The 16,009-nt window shown below is 45.1% G+C and carries 20 protein-coding genes, 1 tRNA gene and 1 pseudogene; 3 read left to right on the top strand and 19 right to left on the bottom strand.

Annotated features, from left to right (window positions below; translation table 11 throughout):
* Nucleotides 1-15: 15 nt before the first annotated feature.
* The gene (locus GR160_RS08015) at nucleotides 16-894 is read right to left on the bottom strand and encodes an NAD(P)H-binding protein (protein ID WP_160749343.1); all 879 of its coding nucleotides are present in this window, start codon (nucleotides 892-894) and stop codon (nucleotides 16-18) included.
* An 84-nt stretch (nucleotides 895-978) separates the two neighbouring features.
* On the opposite strand from GR160_RS08015, the gene GR160_RS08010 reads away from it, so the two are divergent.
* The 3 genes from GR160_RS08010 (at nucleotide 979) to GR160_RS08000 (ending at nucleotide 1,879) form a co-directional block, all read left to right on the top strand.
* Nucleotides 979-1,344 carry a helix-turn-helix domain-containing protein gene (locus GR160_RS08010; protein ID WP_160749342.1) on the top strand — a complete coding sequence of 122 codons (366 nt, stop codon included), beginning with the start codon at nucleotides 979-981 and terminating at the stop codon, nucleotides 1,342-1,344.
* Nucleotides 1,345-1,351: 7 nt separating this feature from the next.
* Nucleotides 1,352-1,702, top strand: coding sequence for a DUF2200 domain-containing protein (locus GR160_RS08005; protein ID WP_160749341.1), 351 nt, complete (start codon nucleotides 1,352-1,354; stop codon nucleotides 1,700-1,702).
* A gap of 95 nt (nucleotides 1,703-1,797) precedes the next feature.
* A tRNA-Leu gene (locus GR160_RS08000) sits at nucleotides 1,798-1,879 on the top strand.
* 730 nt (nucleotides 1,880-2,609) lie between these two features.
* Here the strand turns inward: GR160_RS08000 and GR160_RS19380 are convergent.
* The 18 genes and pseudogenes from GR160_RS19380 to GR160_RS07915 form a co-directional block, all read right to left on the bottom strand.
* Nucleotides 2,610-3,392 (bottom strand): annotated as a pseudogene (locus tag GR160_RS19380) (recombinase family protein); the annotation flags it as partial.
* Between the two features lie 48 nt (nucleotides 3,393-3,440).
* A complete protein-coding gene (locus GR160_RS19305; RefSeq protein WP_202390755.1) occupies nucleotides 3,441-3,608 on the bottom strand; it encodes a hypothetical protein in 168 nt (55 codons plus the stop codon).
* A gap of 56 nt (nucleotides 3,609-3,664) precedes the next feature.
* The gene (locus GR160_RS07990; protein WP_160749340.1) at nucleotides 3,665-3,964 is read right to left on the bottom strand and encodes a hypothetical protein; all 300 of its coding nucleotides are present in this window, start codon (nucleotides 3,962-3,964) and stop codon (nucleotides 3,665-3,667) included.
* 27 nt (nucleotides 3,965-3,991) lie between these two features.
* Nucleotides 3,992-4,531, bottom strand: a complete 540-nt coding sequence (locus tag GR160_RS07985; RefSeq protein ID WP_160749339.1) for a hypothetical protein — start codon at nucleotides 4,529-4,531, stop codon at nucleotides 3,992-3,994.
* Between the two features lie 123 nt (nucleotides 4,532-4,654).
* Nucleotides 4,655-5,044 carry a hypothetical protein gene (locus GR160_RS07980; protein ID WP_160749338.1) on the bottom strand — a complete coding sequence of 130 codons (390 nt, stop codon included), beginning with the start codon at nucleotides 5,042-5,044 and terminating at the stop codon, nucleotides 4,655-4,657.
* Nucleotides 5,045-5,062: 18 nt separating this feature from the next.
* Nucleotides 5,063-6,199 (bottom strand): hypothetical protein, encoded by a 1,137-nt coding sequence (locus tag GR160_RS07975; RefSeq protein WP_237421189.1) that lies wholly within the window; start codon nucleotides 6,197-6,199, stop codon nucleotides 5,063-5,065.
* A 13-nt stretch (nucleotides 6,200-6,212) separates the two neighbouring features.
* Nucleotides 6,213-6,890: a conjugative transposon protein TraN gene (gene traN, locus GR160_RS07970; RefSeq protein WP_370519211.1), complete on the bottom strand. Its 678-nt coding sequence runs from the start codon at nucleotides 6,888-6,890 to the stop codon at nucleotides 6,213-6,215.
* 6 nt (nucleotides 6,891-6,896) lie between these two features.
* A complete protein-coding gene (locus GR160_RS07965) occupies nucleotides 6,897-7,034 on the bottom strand; it encodes a hypothetical protein (protein WP_160749337.1) in 138 nt (45 codons plus the stop codon).
* Between the two features lie 11 nt (nucleotides 7,035-7,045).
* Nucleotides 7,046-8,332: a conjugative transposon protein TraM gene (gene traM / locus GR160_RS07960; RefSeq protein ID WP_160749336.1), complete on the bottom strand. Its 1,287-nt coding sequence runs from the start codon at nucleotides 8,330-8,332 to the stop codon at nucleotides 7,046-7,048.
* Between the two features lie 3 nt (nucleotides 8,333-8,335).
* Complete coding sequence (locus GR160_RS07955) at nucleotides 8,336-8,815, bottom strand: hypothetical protein (RefSeq protein ID WP_160749335.1); 480 nt, start codon at nucleotides 8,813-8,815, stop codon at nucleotides 8,336-8,338.
* An 11-nt stretch (nucleotides 8,816-8,826) separates the two neighbouring features.
* Nucleotides 8,827-9,435, bottom strand: a complete 609-nt coding sequence (gene traK / locus GR160_RS07950; protein WP_237421188.1) for a conjugative transposon protein TraK — start codon at nucleotides 9,433-9,435, stop codon at nucleotides 8,827-8,829.
* Between the two features lie 25 nt (nucleotides 9,436-9,460).
* Complete coding sequence (gene traJ / locus GR160_RS07945) at nucleotides 9,461-10,681, bottom strand: conjugative transposon protein TraJ (RefSeq protein ID WP_160749333.1); 1,221 nt, start codon at nucleotides 10,679-10,681, stop codon at nucleotides 9,461-9,463.
* Nucleotides 10,682-10,692: 11 nt separating this feature from the next.
* Entirely contained in the window at nucleotides 10,693-11,331 is a 639-nt protein-coding gene (locus GR160_RS07940) for a TerB family tellurite resistance protein (protein ID WP_160749332.1), read from the bottom strand.
* On the bottom strand, nucleotides 11,328-11,981 hold the full coding sequence (locus GR160_RS07935; protein WP_202390742.1) for a hypothetical protein: 654 nt from the start codon (nucleotides 11,979-11,981) through the stop codon (nucleotides 11,328-11,330). Before GR160_RS07935 ends, GR160_RS07940 begins: the two co-directional genes overlap by 4 nt.
* The gene (locus GR160_RS07930; RefSeq protein WP_160749331.1) at nucleotides 11,978-12,415 is read right to left on the bottom strand and encodes a hypothetical protein; all 438 of its coding nucleotides are present in this window, start codon (nucleotides 12,413-12,415) and stop codon (nucleotides 11,978-11,980) included. The genes GR160_RS07935 and GR160_RS07930 overlap by 4 nt, the downstream gene beginning before the upstream one ends.
* 13 nt (nucleotides 12,416-12,428) lie before the next feature.
* Nucleotides 12,429-13,103, bottom strand: a complete 675-nt coding sequence (locus GR160_RS07925) for a conjugal transfer protein TraI (RefSeq protein WP_160749330.1) — start codon at nucleotides 13,101-13,103, stop codon at nucleotides 12,429-12,431.
* A gap of 11 nt (nucleotides 13,104-13,114) precedes the next feature.
* The gene (locus tag GR160_RS07920; RefSeq protein WP_160749329.1) at nucleotides 13,115-13,504 is read right to left on the bottom strand and encodes a hypothetical protein; all 390 of its coding nucleotides are present in this window, start codon (nucleotides 13,502-13,504) and stop codon (nucleotides 13,115-13,117) included.
* Nucleotides 13,505-13,515: 11 nt separating this feature from the next.
* Complete coding sequence (locus tag GR160_RS07915) at nucleotides 13,516-15,990, bottom strand: TraG family conjugative transposon ATPase (protein WP_160749328.1); 2,475 nt, start codon at nucleotides 15,988-15,990, stop codon at nucleotides 13,516-13,518.
* Between the last annotated feature and the right edge of the window lie 19 nt (nucleotides 15,991-16,009).

Raw genomic sequence — 16,009 nt, 5'->3', positions numbered from 1 at the left:
TTATATTCACATTCATTAAAATGTCGCAGCAAATTCTTTTGCAAATTCTTCCAGCTTGGTTTGACCCACAACAGGTGCCCCGCTTTTAATAAAATCATTTGCAATAGAACCGTTAGCTAAACCAGCTCCCATTTCGGTGTACAGGGCTGCAATTTCTTCCGGTACTCCGGCCTGCGTCATTCCTCCTAAATACTCTTCATTGCTGAATTCAACCCACGGGAGTTCGGGTTTACCTATAGCTGTTCCTAAAGCGGCAGCTACCTGTGTAGGAGTTTTTACATCACTTACTATATAACGGATGTTGTTCTTTGCTGTGGTTTGCGTCAATTCTTCGGCGGCTGCCGTTGCAATATCAACAGTATGTACTAACGGAATAGTTGCGTTTGCCGGAATGTTTGCGCCTGTAATTCCTGCATTTTTAATAAGCGGTATATCATTATAAAAGTTGTTGTAAAAATATCCGGCACGCAAATACGTAAAGCTAACGTCCTGTATGTCATTATACAGTTGTTCTATTTCGTAAAGCCCTTTAATTGGTCCATTGCCCGATGGCAGGTCGGCACCAATGCTGCTCAGCAAAACCACGCGCTTAATGCCCGATTGTTTTATAGCATTGGCAAAAGCTTTACCTGCGCCAACCGTGTTGGCAATTACATTGCTGCCGCCTAGGTTTGGAGGTGTCATGGCAAAAAGTGCATCGGCATCTGCAAAAATGTTAGTAAGAAATTCAGTGTCGCTAACCGAACCTACAGCGGCCTTTGCGCCTAATGCATTAATAGCTGCTTTTCTATCTTCCTGGCTGCTAACAACGGTTACTTCATGGCTCTTAGCGATTAATTTTTGAGTAAGAGGTTTACCTATGTTGCCTAAAGAGCCTGTGATGATGATTTTCATGATAAAAATGTTTTTTATTTATAGGAACAAAGGTATATTTGTACTTACTTTTGTGCAAGTACTTACCCTAAAGTAGGTTTGATTATGACAGCTATTAAAGAAACTTCTACCATTCAGGAAAACAAGCAGTATGCCCTCGAGCAGTGCCCTGTAACTTATGTAATGGAAAAAATAGGTGGTTACTGGAAGCCTATAATTATTTATCATCTATCTCAGGGAGATAAACGGTATAGCGAACTAAAACGTGCTATTCCGGCAGTTACAGAAAAGATGCTTATACAGCACCTTAAACAACTTGAAGCAGACGGTCTTGTTATTAGAGAGGCTAAGCCTGTCGTTCCGCCATTTGTTACCTATAGGCTCAGTACTTCAGGAAAAGGCCTCATGCCTGTTATAGACGCAATGGCTAACTGGGCATTTAAAGACGGTAGCGGAACCTATAAAAAATAAAAACGGTATGGATAATTCGAGAGTTTATAAGATGGTATTTGCTGGGGTATATCCGCTGTATGTACAAAAGGCCGAGAAGAAGCAACGCACGAAACAGGAAGTAGATACCATTATTTTCTGGCTTACAGGCTATGATGAAAAAGCGTTACAGGAGCAAATAGATAACAGGGTAGATTTTGAAACTTTTTTTGCACAGGCTCCTCTAATGAATCCTAATGCAGACAAAATTACAGGAGTGATATGCGGCTACAGGGTAGAGGATATCGAAGATAGACTGATGCAAAAAGTACGCTACTTAGACAAACTTATAGACGAGCTTGCCAAAGGAAAAGCGATGGAAAAAATATTAAGGAAGTAATTAATTGCATAAGTTTTAAAATTTCCTTTGAAATATAAAAACTAATTGTATCTTTGCAGCCTTGTAATGATAAAAACTACTGTTTTTATATACCTGCGGGTGTGGTGAAATTGGTAGACACGCCAGACTTAGGATCTGGTGCCTCACGGTGTGAAGGTTCGAGTCCTTTCACCCGCACATCACGGGACAAATCGTCAAATGACTGATTTGTCCCATTTTTTTTGCCCCGTAACTTATTGGAAAACAGCGACAAAAGTACTAATGCTTCGTTGACTTTTGTGGTTCGATAACCGACACCGTCGAATGTCAATTTTTCGGGGAATATCGAACCAATTATCTTTCTCTTTTGATTTACAGTGCCTTGGGAGTAAAGCGTATCAAGCTGGGCAACATTGATAAGAGCGTTATCCAGTACCTCTTCGATGTTAGCATTAGGCTTAAGGGAGGAAGTGAGCTTTGCTTCCAATCGGTTAATTTTGCTTTCAATTTCTGATTTTATAGTACGGTAATCATTAGCATCAATATCTCCGGCTAATAACAAGTCGCGGGCTTTTGATAGCCTTACATTCAGCTCATCAAGTTGCTGGCGGGTCTGTTGTATTTCAGAATTGTAACCTTTGGTTTTGTCTTTATAGAATTTCACAATTAATTCCCGGTAAAGCTTCAGCTCTCCGATAGGGCTGACGTGTTTTTTGATCTCTCTGACAATTTCTTCATTCATTTCAGGTGCTTTATGCCTGAACCCACATTGAGAAGTGCAGTGATAATAATAGTAATAGGTACTGCGGCCTTTTGATGCACTGCCTGTCAATAGTTTGTGACACCTTGGGCACAGCAGAAATCCCCTGAGTGGTAATTCTGGGTCTACTAATATTTTTGTTCTTTGAACCTTTTTACGCCCATCAAGGATGTCCTGAACCTGATAAAACATTTCTTCGCTAATAAGGGCTTCATGCTGTCCCTGGACAAGAGAGCTTTCTTCATCTTTATATTTAGGAACAAATACTTTACCACAGTATACCGGGTTTCGTATGGCCATCCAAAATGTATTTTTGCTGCATTTGAGACCCTTTGATTGAGCCATTTTCCAAATCTGTTCGGTATTATATACTTCCTGTGCCAGTTCGGTAAAAGCCCATTTCATTATAGAACCTTCTTTGTCGGTTATTGCAATATGTTTTTTCCCTGCCTCACTGATCTTGTTTACATAGCCTATAGGAGCATAACCCATGACGCGTCCTTCTTTTTTTGCCCTTCTCATCCCGTGAAATACATTGAGTGCCCGACGGTCATTTTCGACTTCGGGCGCTGCAAGGTAAAACGCGAGCATCATCTTGTTTTCGGGGATAGATAAATCTAAAGGCTGCTCCACTGCCTGTGGATCGATTCCCAATCTCCTAAGGGTACTGATCATATGGTAGGCATCACCTGCATTACGGCTAAAGCGATCCCATTTAGTAAAAATCACGAGGTCCGATTGGCCTCGGTATTTTCTAAGGTCAATTAATAATTTAGCCCATGCCGGCCTGTCAAAAGTTTTAGCGCTGTGATCCTCATAAATTACTTTGCGCACCTGTATATCGTTGATCTCACAATATTTTCTCAGGCGCTCTTCCTGGTCGCGCTGGGAATATCCTTTATCTGCCTGTTCATCTGTACTTACACGTACGTATAAATCCGCTATTTTCATAAATCCAAATATTTACGGTTGTGTAATCCGTTCGCTTGATACGTAAATTTACAAAATATCTGCCCGATCTAAGTATTGATCAGCCACTATTTCAGCCATATGCGATAGAAAATGCAGGATAATTGTAGCTTGTTCAAGATTTACGTCAATTCCGTCGTCCCGAAGGAGTTTCATCGCTTTCTCAGGCAGGATTGTATCATTTTCACCGTCCATCATTCACCTCCTGTTCTAATTAAAAAAAGCCCAATTGGGCTTTAAATTTGTTGAGTGGGTTACATTGGTTCCTTATCGCCGGAGAAGAATATTAAGCTTCCCTGGGTTCGTTTAAATGAAGGGGCATAGCTGATGTAGCCATATTCGTGCAGGTCATGTACACAGGAATAAAAAGTATTGCGCCATGAAATTTTTGCCACATACATAACATCGCGGCTGAATATTCGTATAGGATTTTCAAAGCCCCTGTCTAGCCGGATCTTCCACAGTGCAACATATACAGCGATGTGGGTTGGGCCGATACGGCCATCCTGAGCCACCAGAGATAGAAAATCCGATAAAGGCTTTAACCTGTCCATAACTAGCGCTTAAATTATTCGCATGCCCTATTTCTTAGGCTGCTTTTCCAGTTCTTTAACTTGCTCGTAGTCGGCTATTTTAACAGCTTCGATAATTTTCGCACTGAGTGCAGTGTTGAGGGATATTTTCCGCGAATGCTCATCGTAGATATTGACCGATTTATGCTGTGGGTTTGCCTCAATAAAATATCTGCGTTCATTGCCGTCTTTTAAGAAACTAACTTCAACGCGCTGGCCCTGTAGTAGCTGTTGTTTTATAGCTGCAATCTCAGCCCCATTTTTATGATCTCTGAGTGGTAGGGATTGCAGCGACTTATCAAGGTCATAGCCGTAACCCGAATGAAATTCTTTTACGCGGAAGTTCCCTTGGGCATCTTTATCGTTGAGGTCGAATTGTAACCACTTCCCGTCCTTTTCAATAGCCCGTCCCAGTAAAAGATTATAAGCCTGCGTAGGATTTATTTCATGCCCGTATTTCATACCGAAATAATGCTGGCGTTTTTCTTCGGGTTTGCCTTCAACATGCAAAGTGGCTCTATAACCTTCCAAATCGGTAATGGCCTGCATCGTCTTTAGCGAATGATACTTCCCGGTCGAGCCGTTGACTTTCATTGAGGTAACCGGAAACCGGAATGCTGAAGTGCTGGTGCCCCTCGTCTATATTTTTTGCTAACTGTTGTGCCACAGTGCTCAATCCGATACGCTGCAACTGTAATTGCAGCGAGGCATTGTTTTGTTCAGCTGCCTTCTTGTGAGTGTAAGCCACGAACAGCTCTTTAATCTGTATAAATATTTAGGGTTGATAAATAACCTGCGCAAAAGGCGCAGGAAAAAATTGGGATAAAGTTTTTGCTCTACCTGCCTTTTTTCCTGCTGTAATACCTGCAGGGCCATACGTTCTTCCGTTTTATCCGTGTTCCTGAACCTGGCAGCAATACGCTCGTAATTGCGGAGCTTTTCAAAAAGTAGTGCCCTGCTTTGGGCTGGATCTACCGAAAACAGTTGCTCCAGGCGCTGTTCTCTTGTCCGCCAGTCTTGTAGGGCTATGGCTACCCTGTTCAGGGGTTCCTGCATATTCATGATTATAGGATTTGTGCATTACACTTTCTGTCCCACGTCTTTTTTAGCCTTTTTGGAATTGCCCGGTGCTTCTGCATCAGCCACTTCAGCTTTTTCCGCTTTTTTAGCCGATTGGCTTGCGCCCTCAGCCTGTTTCTCAGATTTAGATTCACGGGCACCCAACTTCTGCATGTTCTCATCATATACATTGACCGTTTTAAATTTAGGATTGGCCTCCACAAAATGCTTTTGCTCGGCACCATCAACCTGAAAGGTCACCGATTGGATATTGCCTTTTTTGAGGCTGTCTATCAGGTCATCCTTAAAATCATTGCGTTGCAACTCTTTTATTGGGTGTTTGGACAAGGCCGCATTCAAATCATAGCCGTAATTCTCGCTGTATTTTTTGAGTGCAAAGTTGCCCTTGTCGTCACTTTGCCTCATGTCCATCTGTAACCAAACGTTGTATTTTTCCCCTTCTTTGTTGGTGAGGTCTTTGTTTACCGCCCGGCCTTCCATAAGGTTGTAGGCTTCTTTGAGGGTGATATTTTGGCCTTTGTTGATATAGAAGGTTTGCTCGAATTTCTCAGGGCTGCCCTCTTTTTGGAGGCTTACATTATAAGAGTTAAAGAAATACATGTCGCTCTGCTTTGACTTACTGAAATTGAGGGTAGCATCAACAGTGTCGTCGCCAAACTTGGTGTTGTGCTTTAGTTTAAACTCTTCGCCGCCTTTTTCAATATTCCTTTTCAGGTCACCTGACAATCCCTCGCCAAACCCTGTGTACTTTACCTGGTCTTGCAGGTAGTCCAAATTTTTCTGGTTCATGTCCATGTTATTTTTAAGTTTTACAGTTTCAGATTCTATGTGATAGTAAGTTTTGAGCAGGGCAGATAGGTCTATGAAGTTATCCTGAATGGTAATCAGGCTGCTGTCTTCAAGTCCTTTTTCCATTGCCCGATATAGCGGCCAAATGGCTTCATAGTCGTAAAGATCCAAATCGGTGCTCATTTCGTGGCAGTACTCTATCACGTCGTAGCCGTCATCAAATGCATTTAATTCCTTTAGGTCCGACACGGGTAAAACAGGGTCAAAGGCGATATAAGCATACCCTTCGACATGCAGCTCGGCCAAGCCCTGCATGACTAAGCCGTAATCATTGATTGCTATCTTCATCGCTTCCCTAATGTTATGGTAAGAGCCTTGCCCTGACGAGCTTCTTATTCCTTATGTGCACCTCCAGTTGCCTGCCGCCATTCTTCTCCATGAGCTGGATCGCTAAATACTTCTTGTCGGGAATGGTAAACTTTGGAAGAGCAAAGACGACGGATTGCATGCTATTTGCTTTTATGGCAGATATTTCCTTTTCAGAGAGTATGGGCGTTACCTCAATTTCCTGGGTAGCGGTACGTTTGGCTTTTTGCTGGTCGCGGATAAAGAATCGCAATTGGTTAATGTCGTATCCGATGTTGGTACGGTTCTCTATCTCCAGCCTGCAATAAATGACATCGTTATGGGTAAAGAAACCGAGGACAGATAAACTAATACCTGCATTTTTATCGCGGGAAAGACTACTGCTAACGTCACTATTCAATGCCGCTTTCGCATATCGCGTGACTTCGGCCTTATTGTAATTCGCCTCTGAAAAGGTGATGCTGTTTTTCGGGGTACTTTCAGTAATTGAAATATTCAAATTTTGCGGCTGGCTGCTGTAGTTGACCACGAAGGAACTCAGCCTGCCATCTGCGGTAATGACCGAAAGGTTAGTTTCCGGGAAACTGTCCCTCGCGGCTTTTACCTGCAAAATATTTTCCACACCCTTGGCTTTTTGCGCAAGGATAAACCGGCTGCCGCGGTCAACGCTGATGATGGCCTAAGGAAAAATAATGTTGGTTGTTTTGATGGCAGTTATGTAAACCGGCACCGATTTTATTTCAGGTTGTGCATAGGCCGTGATACCATTTAGTAAAAAGGCTGTGGCCAGTACTAAAAATGCTTTGATCGTTTTCATATCGTTGTTATTTAATGTTGGTTGTCGGGTTGAACTGTTGCCTGTTGCTGTTTGCTATCACGCAGCAGTACCTGATAGCCAGCCTTGACGGTAACTTTCACAAGCTTTACTTTTTTGCTAAAGAGTGTTTTAGCGGTCTCAATACCGGCACTGGCCGCCTGTCCCTGCCATGTCGGGTCAAGGGAGGAAAGGCCAATGCCCTGCACACTACGGTCAGCGGAATTAGTGGCCACGTCACGGGCGATGGCACCCGGTATATGGATGCCGTCAAGGCCGTCCATATCAAACACCTGCAAAGTCACCGGAAATATGGAATTACCATAGCGAATGCTGGTAATTTCAACGTTCAGGCGCTCACCGCTAATCGAGGCTACCCCAAAGATGAAACTGTCTTTAGGGATTTTGATGCCGTTTACCGAAATAGCTTCCTGTAGGCGCAGCTTTACAATCGCTCCATTTACCAAGGTCTGCGTTTCATGGATGACGGCTGGTATTGCATTTTGGGTGGTTGTATCATTTGTAGTATCATCAAGCCCATAAAAGCCGTTGCCCATATTTTGATAGTAGAGGTTATTATCGAGCAGTGTGACCGCCGCGTCGCTTACCGCCTCTACCTTGTAGGCCAGCTCCTGTTTTTGCTCCTTAGCCCGGTCCAATTGTTCCTTAACACGGCCGGGGTTTTGGATGTCCATGATTTTCTCCAGCATGCTATTGAGTTGAGCCAGTTCGGGGTCAGGTTTGCCGGGCTCATTCATGGCCTGCATCATTTTTTCAAGCTTTTCTGCATCGGTCCTGCCTGTGGCTGTCCCGCCGCGAGGTGTTGTAACGGAAGTACTGCCTGCGGCAGGGATGGTCGCAGGTTTATTCAGTTCCTTATTGAGCAGTTCCAGTTTTCGGTAAATGTTTTCCGTCTTGGGGTCATTGCCATACCCACCGCCTATTGAAGTGTTCAGCCCGCGAGTCGTCGCATTATCCTTGAATGGATTGCCAAAGGCTTCCTGTCCGGGTTTGCTCAAATTGGCCTGGTCGTTACGCTTTTGCTCACCAAGTCTGGTAGAATCCTTCTGAGCCTGCTCGTAATAGCTCATCTTGTTCATCGGTTTACCCTCCGGTAAGTTAGCACCGGGCAGGTTAAGGTTGAACCCTTTGGTTTCAAGGGACGCCGCTTCTGCCGCCTCCATTTTGCCGCCGCCCAATGCCCAGAATGCAAGGGTTAAAAATGGCAATACAAGTATCGGGAGCATGAGCATGAACTTGCGCTGGCGCTGCATTTTCGGTGTGATCTCTTCTTTTTTCATGATTTACTTTTCTTTAAATTGCTGATAATACCTTTCGAACTGACTGATACTGTCCATCAGTCCCGGCCTTGCCTTAGTTATGCTGTCATACTCTTTTCTGCCCATCGGGTCACGGGCGATGCTGTCCATATACCGATGAAACCTTTCAATATTTTTATATTCACCCTCGGAAATAAATTCTTGTATTTTTGTATCTCCTGTGTTCCCTGTATGGGCAGGCCTGCGTATCGATCCGACCTTCAGGAAGGCGGTGGGCTCGCTTGTAAAGGCGCTCATAATAAGGTAGCCGCTGTAGCCCCCCATGAGGATTATGAGGCAGGCAATTGCTGTAAGCCAGTTCTTCTTTGTAAAGGCTGCTGTGCGCGTTTCCACCCAGCGTGCCCACATATTTTTGATTCTATTATACACCGAACTTATCCTGGCAGTGGCCATTTGCTTTAGCGGTGATGCTGGTTTGTTTTTAGCTTTTGTGAAGAGTCCCATTACCTTACGATTTAGTGCCTTGCGGCTGTTTTCAGGTCCCTGTTCTCAATGGTATTCCACCGCTCGATCAGAAACCCGTGCGGGTTATTGTCGCTGCGGGAGACGTTTCGCAAGGCACCTTCGGTTATCAGGCTTCGTGTAGTAAGACTGGTAGGCCGTGTGATGCTTTGGGTAGCATAGCAGCGGAATCGGTAGGGGTATTCGCTGACATCCACCATCACACTGTCTACGTTTACAGTCTGACTGACATTGCCGGAGATCAGTCCTGCATAATAGCCGTTCTCCTTCAGATCGTCATATGTACGCTTGGCGCTACCATCGGCCAGATACAGCGCTTTTGTAGTGTTGGCTGCAATGGCTTTATCGTCGGGATCAAGCGTAAAGAAAAACTCGTGGAACGTTTTTACATGGTCGCGCGCCTCAACCGGCACATTATCCTTGCGGCCAGCCGAAAATGCTTCGAGTGCTTTGCCACCCGATAGGATATACACCCTTGACTGGACTTCCGATACCATGTCAAAACTTTTCCAGATGGCAAAGCAGCAGATGGCGATACAACCGATGACTACGCAAATGGTGAATGCTTTTAAATGGCGGACTGCCGTATCGATGTTTTTCATTTTTGTAAACATGCTGTTCCTTTCTTTATTCTTTATTGCCTGTTAACTTATCTGCCATATACGCACCGCCATATCCTGCACTGCGCCCAACTGCTCCACTTAACCCGCTGCCGCTTTCCTGTCCGGATAGCCCCTTATTAAAGTCTGAGCCCATGTTGCCAATGCTTTTAGCGGTATCCATACTTCTTCCACCAACCATTTGAACCGTGCCGGAGGTGGTACTGGAGAATATGCTGGTCACTTTCTGGCCTAATGCGCTACCCCCACCAGCATGGACGATATAGTTAGCCACAGAGGGTACCGTAAAATATCCGACAATGCCGATGATCATAAATATCAGGTAGGCTACATCCTGTTTACTAAAGAAGGTGTCACCGGCTTGCCCTATCTGTTGAAGGTCGAGTTCCAGCATTTTTTCCTGAATTTTTCCGATAATGGCTCCGAAAATGTTGGCCACGGGCAGCCAGAGGAATATATTGATGTAGCGGGAGAGCCAGGCAGTGAGTGTATGTTGCAATCCGTCGAACACGGAAATCCCAAATACCAGCGGCCCAAGTATTGCCAGTACCACTAATTGGAAAGTACGCAGGGTGTCAATACAAAGCGCAGCTGCCTGAAAGAGTACCTCCAGCACTTCACTCATCCATTCCTTTACGGAGTTTCGGAAATTGTACATGGCCTTGGACATGGCAAATTTGATGTCATTCCCAATACCGGCGACCATACCCTCATTATCAGGGTCAGCACCATCATGGGTATATTTATACCAGCGGTCACGATCGCCATTGCCATCACTCCCTACATACATCTTCCATGTGTCGGTCTCTTTTATGGCGCGTTCTTTTTCAGCTAAAAGCCGTTCGATAGCCTTGTCGGAGCCTTCTACCATGGCAGCGGTCGCAGTAACCGTAGGTTTCATTACGCCATTGATAATTCCCAATACCGATGGGAACATCAAGACGCACATTCCTAAGGCAAACGGCCGGAACAGCGGATAAAAATCAATGGGTTCGGCATTGGCCAGGTGCCGCCAGACACGTGAGGAGATATACCACAGCGCTGCAAACCCGGCAATGCCCTGTCCCACGGAGATCAATTGGCTGCAAAGAGGTATCATCTCATCATACAACTCTTCAAGCACTCCATGCATGCTTTGCAATTCGGAACCGATGCCCTGTGCATTGCTAAAAAAGGGCAAAAGCAATCCTGTTACCACGAGTAAAGCGGTTTTCGTAGTTCGTTTCATGATAGAGGGGGTTAGTCGTTTATACCATTGATACTTTTCGAAATCCTGGCATCGTTGCGCTCCTTTGCCCGTTGTAAGGCCAGTACCGAAGTGTCGTTATTGAAGCTGCGCAGGAACATGAGCCTGTCCACCATTTCTGAGTGGATTCGGTCAATGGTCTGTAAGCGCTCATCGTCGCTCATGCGCGCCTGTCCTGCGGTGATGACTAGCAGTAGCTCATCGAGACTGCGCAGGCTTTCCTTTAAAAGGTTGTCATATACTTTTGCCAAATAGCCAATTTCCTGCGGGTTAAAATTATCATCGGCGCGGAAGCGGTTATAGGCACTGCGGTATTCACTTACCAGCCTTATTTGGTAGTCAATGATCTCACCGGCCTTGTAGTAATTGCGCACGGCAGGGCTCACAGCCATCAGCCCGTCAAGAAAGGCTTTGTGAAGGCTGAAGTTCCCCTGAGATATGTCCTTAATGGTATTGTAGCCACCTTCTAATATATGGTAGCCTTTTTTCATATCGGATAATATCTGCTTGAACTGGGTGAGCTTTTCAATATTGAGCAGCAATTGCTGCACTTCCTGCGATTGGGCCGAAGCCTTGTTTACGGAGGCTATTCCGAATAGCCCCAGCAATAGGATTGTTACTGCCTTTTTCATGGCTCTGTCGTTTTAATACCGCTTAGGCTGCGGATGGTTATTGCATCGTTTTTATGGTGAAGCCTTGCCATAGCAAGGGTTTTGACCTCATTGCCAAAACCACGGCAAAACTCCCAGTTATCCTGCATCTGCGTATAAAGCGCATTGATTCGGGCCATACGCTCGTCATCCTTCATCTCAAGCTGCCCATCTGTAGTTACTGCGATGAGCTCATCAATGATGGCTTCGCAGTTATCGAGCATCTTGGTATATGCCCTTTGAATATATTCCAATTCACTGCCGTGAAAGATGTCACTTTCTGAAAGCCAACTGTAGGCGCTTGTGTAATCGTGCATAATCTTGGTTTGCAGCGCAATGATGTCGGCCACTCGGGCATACTTCTTAATTTCAGGGTTGACCACTCTTAAAGAAGTAAAGAATGTATCATGCAGGTCGAATTCACCTCCTGTGATATTGCCAATTGTAGTCAGGCCCTCTTTAGCGATCTTGTAGCCCCTCTGAGCATACCCGATATACACTTTTAGCGCGGCGATCTGTTGGAGGAGGTATTTCTTTTGGGTGCTGTTCTGGTTGAACCATTCGCTCCAGGTTTGGCCGTTGGCTACATTAAATGTTGCCAAGGCGATAAATGTGATCAAAAATGCTTTCATAGCTTAAAACGTTTACTATTTCTTTTGCTTAATTCCTTAACCGGTGCCGTCAGATCCCTGAGCGTATCGCTTAAATACTGTTTGTCAGGAATTTTTTCAGTTTCTGGTTCCTTTAGTAGCTGTCTTGAGAGTTCACCATTGTAGGTACCATTGTTATAGCTCAGGTCCAAAAGCCTTATGCTGAATTGTTCATCTTGGTATGCGCAGGAAATATAACTCGATACATAGGGGGCGCCCTGCCCATTCCATACTGGGTAAGAAGACAGACTGAAAGTATTAGGGCACTGCTGTCCGGAAAATTCCTGCTGTACCCGCTTCAAACCTGCTTCGATAGTGTCAGAAAACTCAAAGGAGGGGGAATAGAATTGTGTAAGCCCGGTGTACCCCTTAACTTCAAATAGCTTAGAAAGGTCATTGGCGGTAAATGCTGACATACTATTTGTTTTTTTAAGGTAGACCATATATTCTTTTTACCACTTCAGCCTCATGCGCACCTTTGGCGCGTTGTAGGCTGAGCAGCGCATTTTGGCGGTTAAAGCGGGTCAGGTCGCTGTAGTTCTCATCCACCCGGTCTGCTGCCTGGTTGATCAGTTCCAGTCGTTTGGCATCGCTCATGGTGGTCGTAAACGATTCCACGATAAGGGTGATCTGGTCGATGTTCTTGATGCTTTCTTCCAGTATACCTGAATAGACCTTGCCCATGTACTGTATCTCTTCTTGGGTAAAATGCTCATCCTGTTGCAAGAGGTTCCAGGCGTACTGGTAATCACGCACGAGTTGCGCCTGCTTTTGGGTAATATCGCGTATGCGCTGGTAGTAGCTGATAATGGCTTTAACCTTAGCCAGTTCCTCGTAATATTGGGCATACTGCTCTTTTTGTTTCTCGGTCCAGTCGGCGATCTCATCGAGCTTAAGTTTGCTGAGGGTATTTTCGAGTGTCTTTTGCGCGTTTTGCAGCCATATAGTCTTATTCTGCAGTCGTTGTACCTGTAGGTCCATCGCCCTGATAACTTTTTTCACTGCGACTTTAATGACCTCCAGGATCTGTGCATTGGCCGGTGGGGGAGGTGGTGCTATCCATAGCACGAGCGCCAACCCTAAGACTCTGATGAATTTTTTCATGGGTTAGTTTTTTAGAGTTCCTTATATGTTTCGGTTACCTTATCGACATTTGCATCGAAGTATTCGAAGTATAGTTCTTTTCCGGCAGGGTTAAAGATGCAATGGCGGTCGCCGCCAATTTCTATGAGGTGGCCGTTTGAGTGCCATCCGTAAGTGGCAAGCCAGGTTTTTTGCCGCTGCAATTCGCCCTGTAAATAGTAAAGTTGATGAACTTTGAATATGCTCCCATAGGGGATGACCGATATCGCTACAAGCGTGTGGCCGTCGGAGGCGGTATCTCCCGGCCATTGCTTTAAATAAGCCTTTTTCATGGCTGCCGTGCTTTGGGTATGTTGGCTGCAAAAGATGCATATAGTAGCCCAAATGGCTTTCAGCGTTTGTATTAAGCTTTGATTTTCCATTACAGTATGTTTTAAATGTTACTTTTGCTTCTGATATCTTCTGCCATCGCTGCAATCCCCTTGCGGATATCCCCGCCGAATTTTGCAGCATACTCCATCAGTTTTACCTTTTCGGTCTGCTCGGTTGAGTAGGCCAGATATTCTTCGAGCGACACCTCTGTACGGTACACCTTGGAGAGCATACCGCCGAGTGAGATAAAAACTTCCTTGTATTTACGGGCTGGGTCATTGGCTTTGTTGACAGAAAGCACCAATGCTTTTTCCTTTTCCGTAAGCCCTAACAGCTCCTGAATTTGGTCGAACTTGTTTTGGTATTTGGACTGGTCGAGCAATATCTTGCAGTCGCTATTGTTGATGATGGCCTGTTTTACCACGGGTGAGGAAATAATGTCTTCCACCTCCTGGGTTACCACGATGGCTTCCCCAAAGAATTTCCTTACGGTTTTAAAAAGATATTTAATGTATTCTGCAAAACCTTCTTTCATCAGTGCTTTCCAGGCTTCTTCAATCAAAATCATCTTGCGGATACCCTTCATTTTGCGCATCTTGTTTATGAAAACTTCCATGATGATGATGGTTACCACAGGGAAAAGAATCGGGTGGTCCTTTATATTGTCCAGTTCAAAAACGATAAATCGTTCCTGCAGAAGGTTCAGGTTTTGGGTGGCGTTGAGCAGGTAATCAAATTCACCACCCCTGTAATACGGGCGCAGCACATACAGGAAATTATCCACGTCAAAATCCTTCTCTTTCACCCGGTCATCTTCCAATACCTTCTTATAGGCATCCTGCAAAAACTCGTAGAAGGTATCGAAGCAGGCAAAGACACCGGTGTCACTTTTCAAATGTTCATAGTAACCGGTAATTGCATTGGATAAGGCTACGTATTCACTGCGCTTAAAGGCCTCATCATCCTTTTTCCATAATGCCAAGAGCAACGTTTTAATGCTCTCTTTCTTTTCAGTATCCAGGCTGTCCCCTTCACCGATAAAGAAAGGGTTGAAACGTATTGGGTTCTCTTCGCTATAGGTGAAGTAATAGCCAGCTACCATATCGCATAAGCCTTTGTAGCTATGGCCTACATCCACCAGCACTACGTGCGTGCCCTGCTCGTAATAGCTGCGGACCATATGGTTGGTAAAAAAGGATTTGCCTGATCCGCTTGGCCCTAATATGAACTTGTTGCGGTTGGTACAAATTCCCATAGTCATCGGCTCATCGCTGATGTCCACGTGTACGGGTTTGCCGGTGAGGCGGTCACCGAGGCGTATACCTACGGGGCTAAGTGAGGTGTGGTACCCGGTCTCCAAATTCAAAAAACATGTGGCCTGCTCGGCAAACGTGTCGAAGGTGTCGTTCATCGGGAAGTCTGCGGCATTGCCCGGTATGCCCGCCCAAAATATTTGCGCTGCGCCGACTGTTTCCTGCTTGGCTACCGCATCCATTTGGGCAAGTGCCGACGATACCATATTTTTCAGGTCTTTGAGTTCCTGCTTGTCATCTGTCCAGGCCAGTACATTAAAGTGTGCCTTTACCGGGAGGCGTTGCTGGCCGATGGCTTCATTCAAAAAGTCATTGGTGGCATCACGCGCGATCATGTTTTCCCGGCTGTAGGCAGACAGGGATTGCAGACGCAGCCTTTTGGCTTCCAGCTTCTGTATAATTTTCTGTGCATCCTCTATAAAGATGTATTGGTTGTATATGTGGTTGCAGGGCAAAAGCTGACCCAATGTCGAGGCAAAACCGATACTGAAATTGGTCCGGTCGGTCGAATACTTATCATAGTTGATACGGCTGCCACATAATGCAGGCAGGTCCTGCGCATCCGATAATGTATAAAGCTGACAGTGGCGGTCGCCAACCTGTAAGCCCTCATTAAAGGCAAGGTCACTGACAATAAAGCTGTCGTCGCTTTCCGAGAGATAACAGTATTTTTCAATAATGCCATGCGACCTGCTTTGGCTCAGTAGTTCAGCTTCGGTAAGTCTTTTTAGCTTGACAAATCCGCTGTCTTCCATAATACGCCTGAACTGTCCGGCGCTATCTAAAAAGTCCTGGAGGAGTTGTGATTTCAGGGTTTCTTCCGGCACGATAGACCTTTTTAAAAGGCTCGAAAACATGGAGGTCGCGGTTTGGCGGTTCTGCGGTTTCTTGGTTAAAAAGATATAGCAGCTATGGTCCAAAAAAGGGCGTTCGTTAAAGAAACGCTCACTGGCACGACTTAAAAAACTATTGTCATCTTTGGTAAAGTCCGGTTTGTAACCAGTTTGGAGGAACCAGTCCTGCTTGTGCAACACTGTCTGTTTAGGAAGAATTTTGATGGCCTTGATCCATGCCTGGTGGAAAGCTTCATATTCCTGGTCGGAAAGTGTAAAGATCTCAGGCAGCTCTGCCTTAAAGGCAATGGTCACATCACCCATCTTGCTCAGGATGCAGTCATGTTGTACATCCATTATCGGTAAAATATCATCCAGCACTTTTTCCATCTCATTATCATTTATCCTG

The organism is Flavobacterium sp. Sd200 (assembly GCF_009826935.1).
In the GTDB taxonomy this organism is placed as follows: Bacteria; Bacteroidota; Bacteroidia; order Flavobacteriales; family Flavobacteriaceae; genus Flavobacterium.
This window is presented reverse-complemented; position numbering and strand designations above follow the sequence as displayed.

Bases quoted from the DNA above. Each gene is read 5' to 3' on its own strand.
- GR160_RS08015 (WP_160749343.1), bottom strand. From the start codon at position 894: ATGAAAATCATCATCACAGGCTCTTTAGGCAACATAGGTAAACCTCTT.
- GR160_RS08010 (WP_160749342.1), top strand. From the start codon at position 979: ATGACAGCTATTAAAGAAACTTCTACCATTCAGGAAAACAAGCAGTAT.
- GR160_RS08005 (WP_160749341.1), top strand. From the start codon at position 1,352: ATGGATAATTCGAGAGTTTATAAGATGGTATTTGCTGGGGTATATCCG.
- GR160_RS19305 (WP_202390755.1), bottom strand. From the start codon at position 3,608: ATGATGGACGGTGAAAATGATACAATCCTGCCTGAGAAAGCGATGAAA.
- GR160_RS07990 (WP_160749340.1), bottom strand. From the start codon at position 3,964: ATGGACAGGTTAAAGCCTTTATCGGATTTTCTATCTCTGGTGGCTCAG.
- GR160_RS07985 (WP_160749339.1), bottom strand. From the start codon at position 4,531: ATGCAGGCCATTACCGATTTGGAAGGTTATAGAGCCACTTTGCATGTT.
- GR160_RS07980 (WP_160749338.1), bottom strand. From the start codon at position 5,044: ATGAATATGCAGGAACCCCTGAACAGGGTAGCCATAGCCCTACAAGAC.
- GR160_RS07975 (WP_237421189.1), bottom strand. From the start codon at position 6,199: ATGAAGATAGCAATCAATGATTACGGCTTAGTCATGCAGGGCTTGGCC.
- GR160_RS07965 (WP_160749337.1), bottom strand. From the start codon at position 7,034: ATGAAAACGATCAAAGCATTTTTAGTACTGGCCACAGCCTTTTTACTA.
- traM (WP_160749336.1), bottom strand. From the start codon at position 8,332: ATGAAAAAAGAAGAGATCACACCGAAAATGCAGCGCCAGCGCAAGTTC.
- GR160_RS07955 (WP_160749335.1), bottom strand. From the start codon at position 8,815: ATGGGACTCTTCACAAAAGCTAAAAACAAACCAGCATCACCGCTAAAG.
- traK (WP_237421188.1), bottom strand. From the start codon at position 9,435: ATGAAAAACATCGATACGGCAGTCCGCCATTTAAAAGCATTCACCATT.
- traJ (WP_160749333.1), bottom strand. From the start codon at position 10,681: ATGAAACGAACTACGAAAACCGCTTTACTCGTGGTAACAGGATTGCTT.
- GR160_RS07940 (WP_160749332.1), bottom strand. From the start codon at position 11,331: ATGAAAAAGGCAGTAACAATCCTATTGCTGGGGCTATTCGGAATAGCC.
- GR160_RS07935 (WP_202390742.1), bottom strand. From the start codon at position 11,981: ATGAAAGCATTTTTGATCACATTTATCGCCTTGGCAACATTTAATGTA.
- GR160_RS07930 (WP_160749331.1), bottom strand. From the start codon at position 12,415: ATGTCAGCATTTACCGCCAATGACCTTTCTAAGCTATTTGAAGTTAAG.
- GR160_RS07925 (WP_160749330.1), bottom strand. From the start codon at position 13,103: ATGAAAAAATTCATCAGAGTCTTAGGGTTGGCGCTCGTGCTATGGATA.
- GR160_RS07920 (WP_160749329.1), bottom strand. From the start codon at position 13,504: ATGGAAAATCAAAGCTTAATACAAACGCTGAAAGCCATTTGGGCTACT.
- GR160_RS07915 (WP_160749328.1), bottom strand. From the start codon at position 15,990: ATGGAAAAAGTGCTGGATGATATTTTACCGATAATGGATGTACAACAT.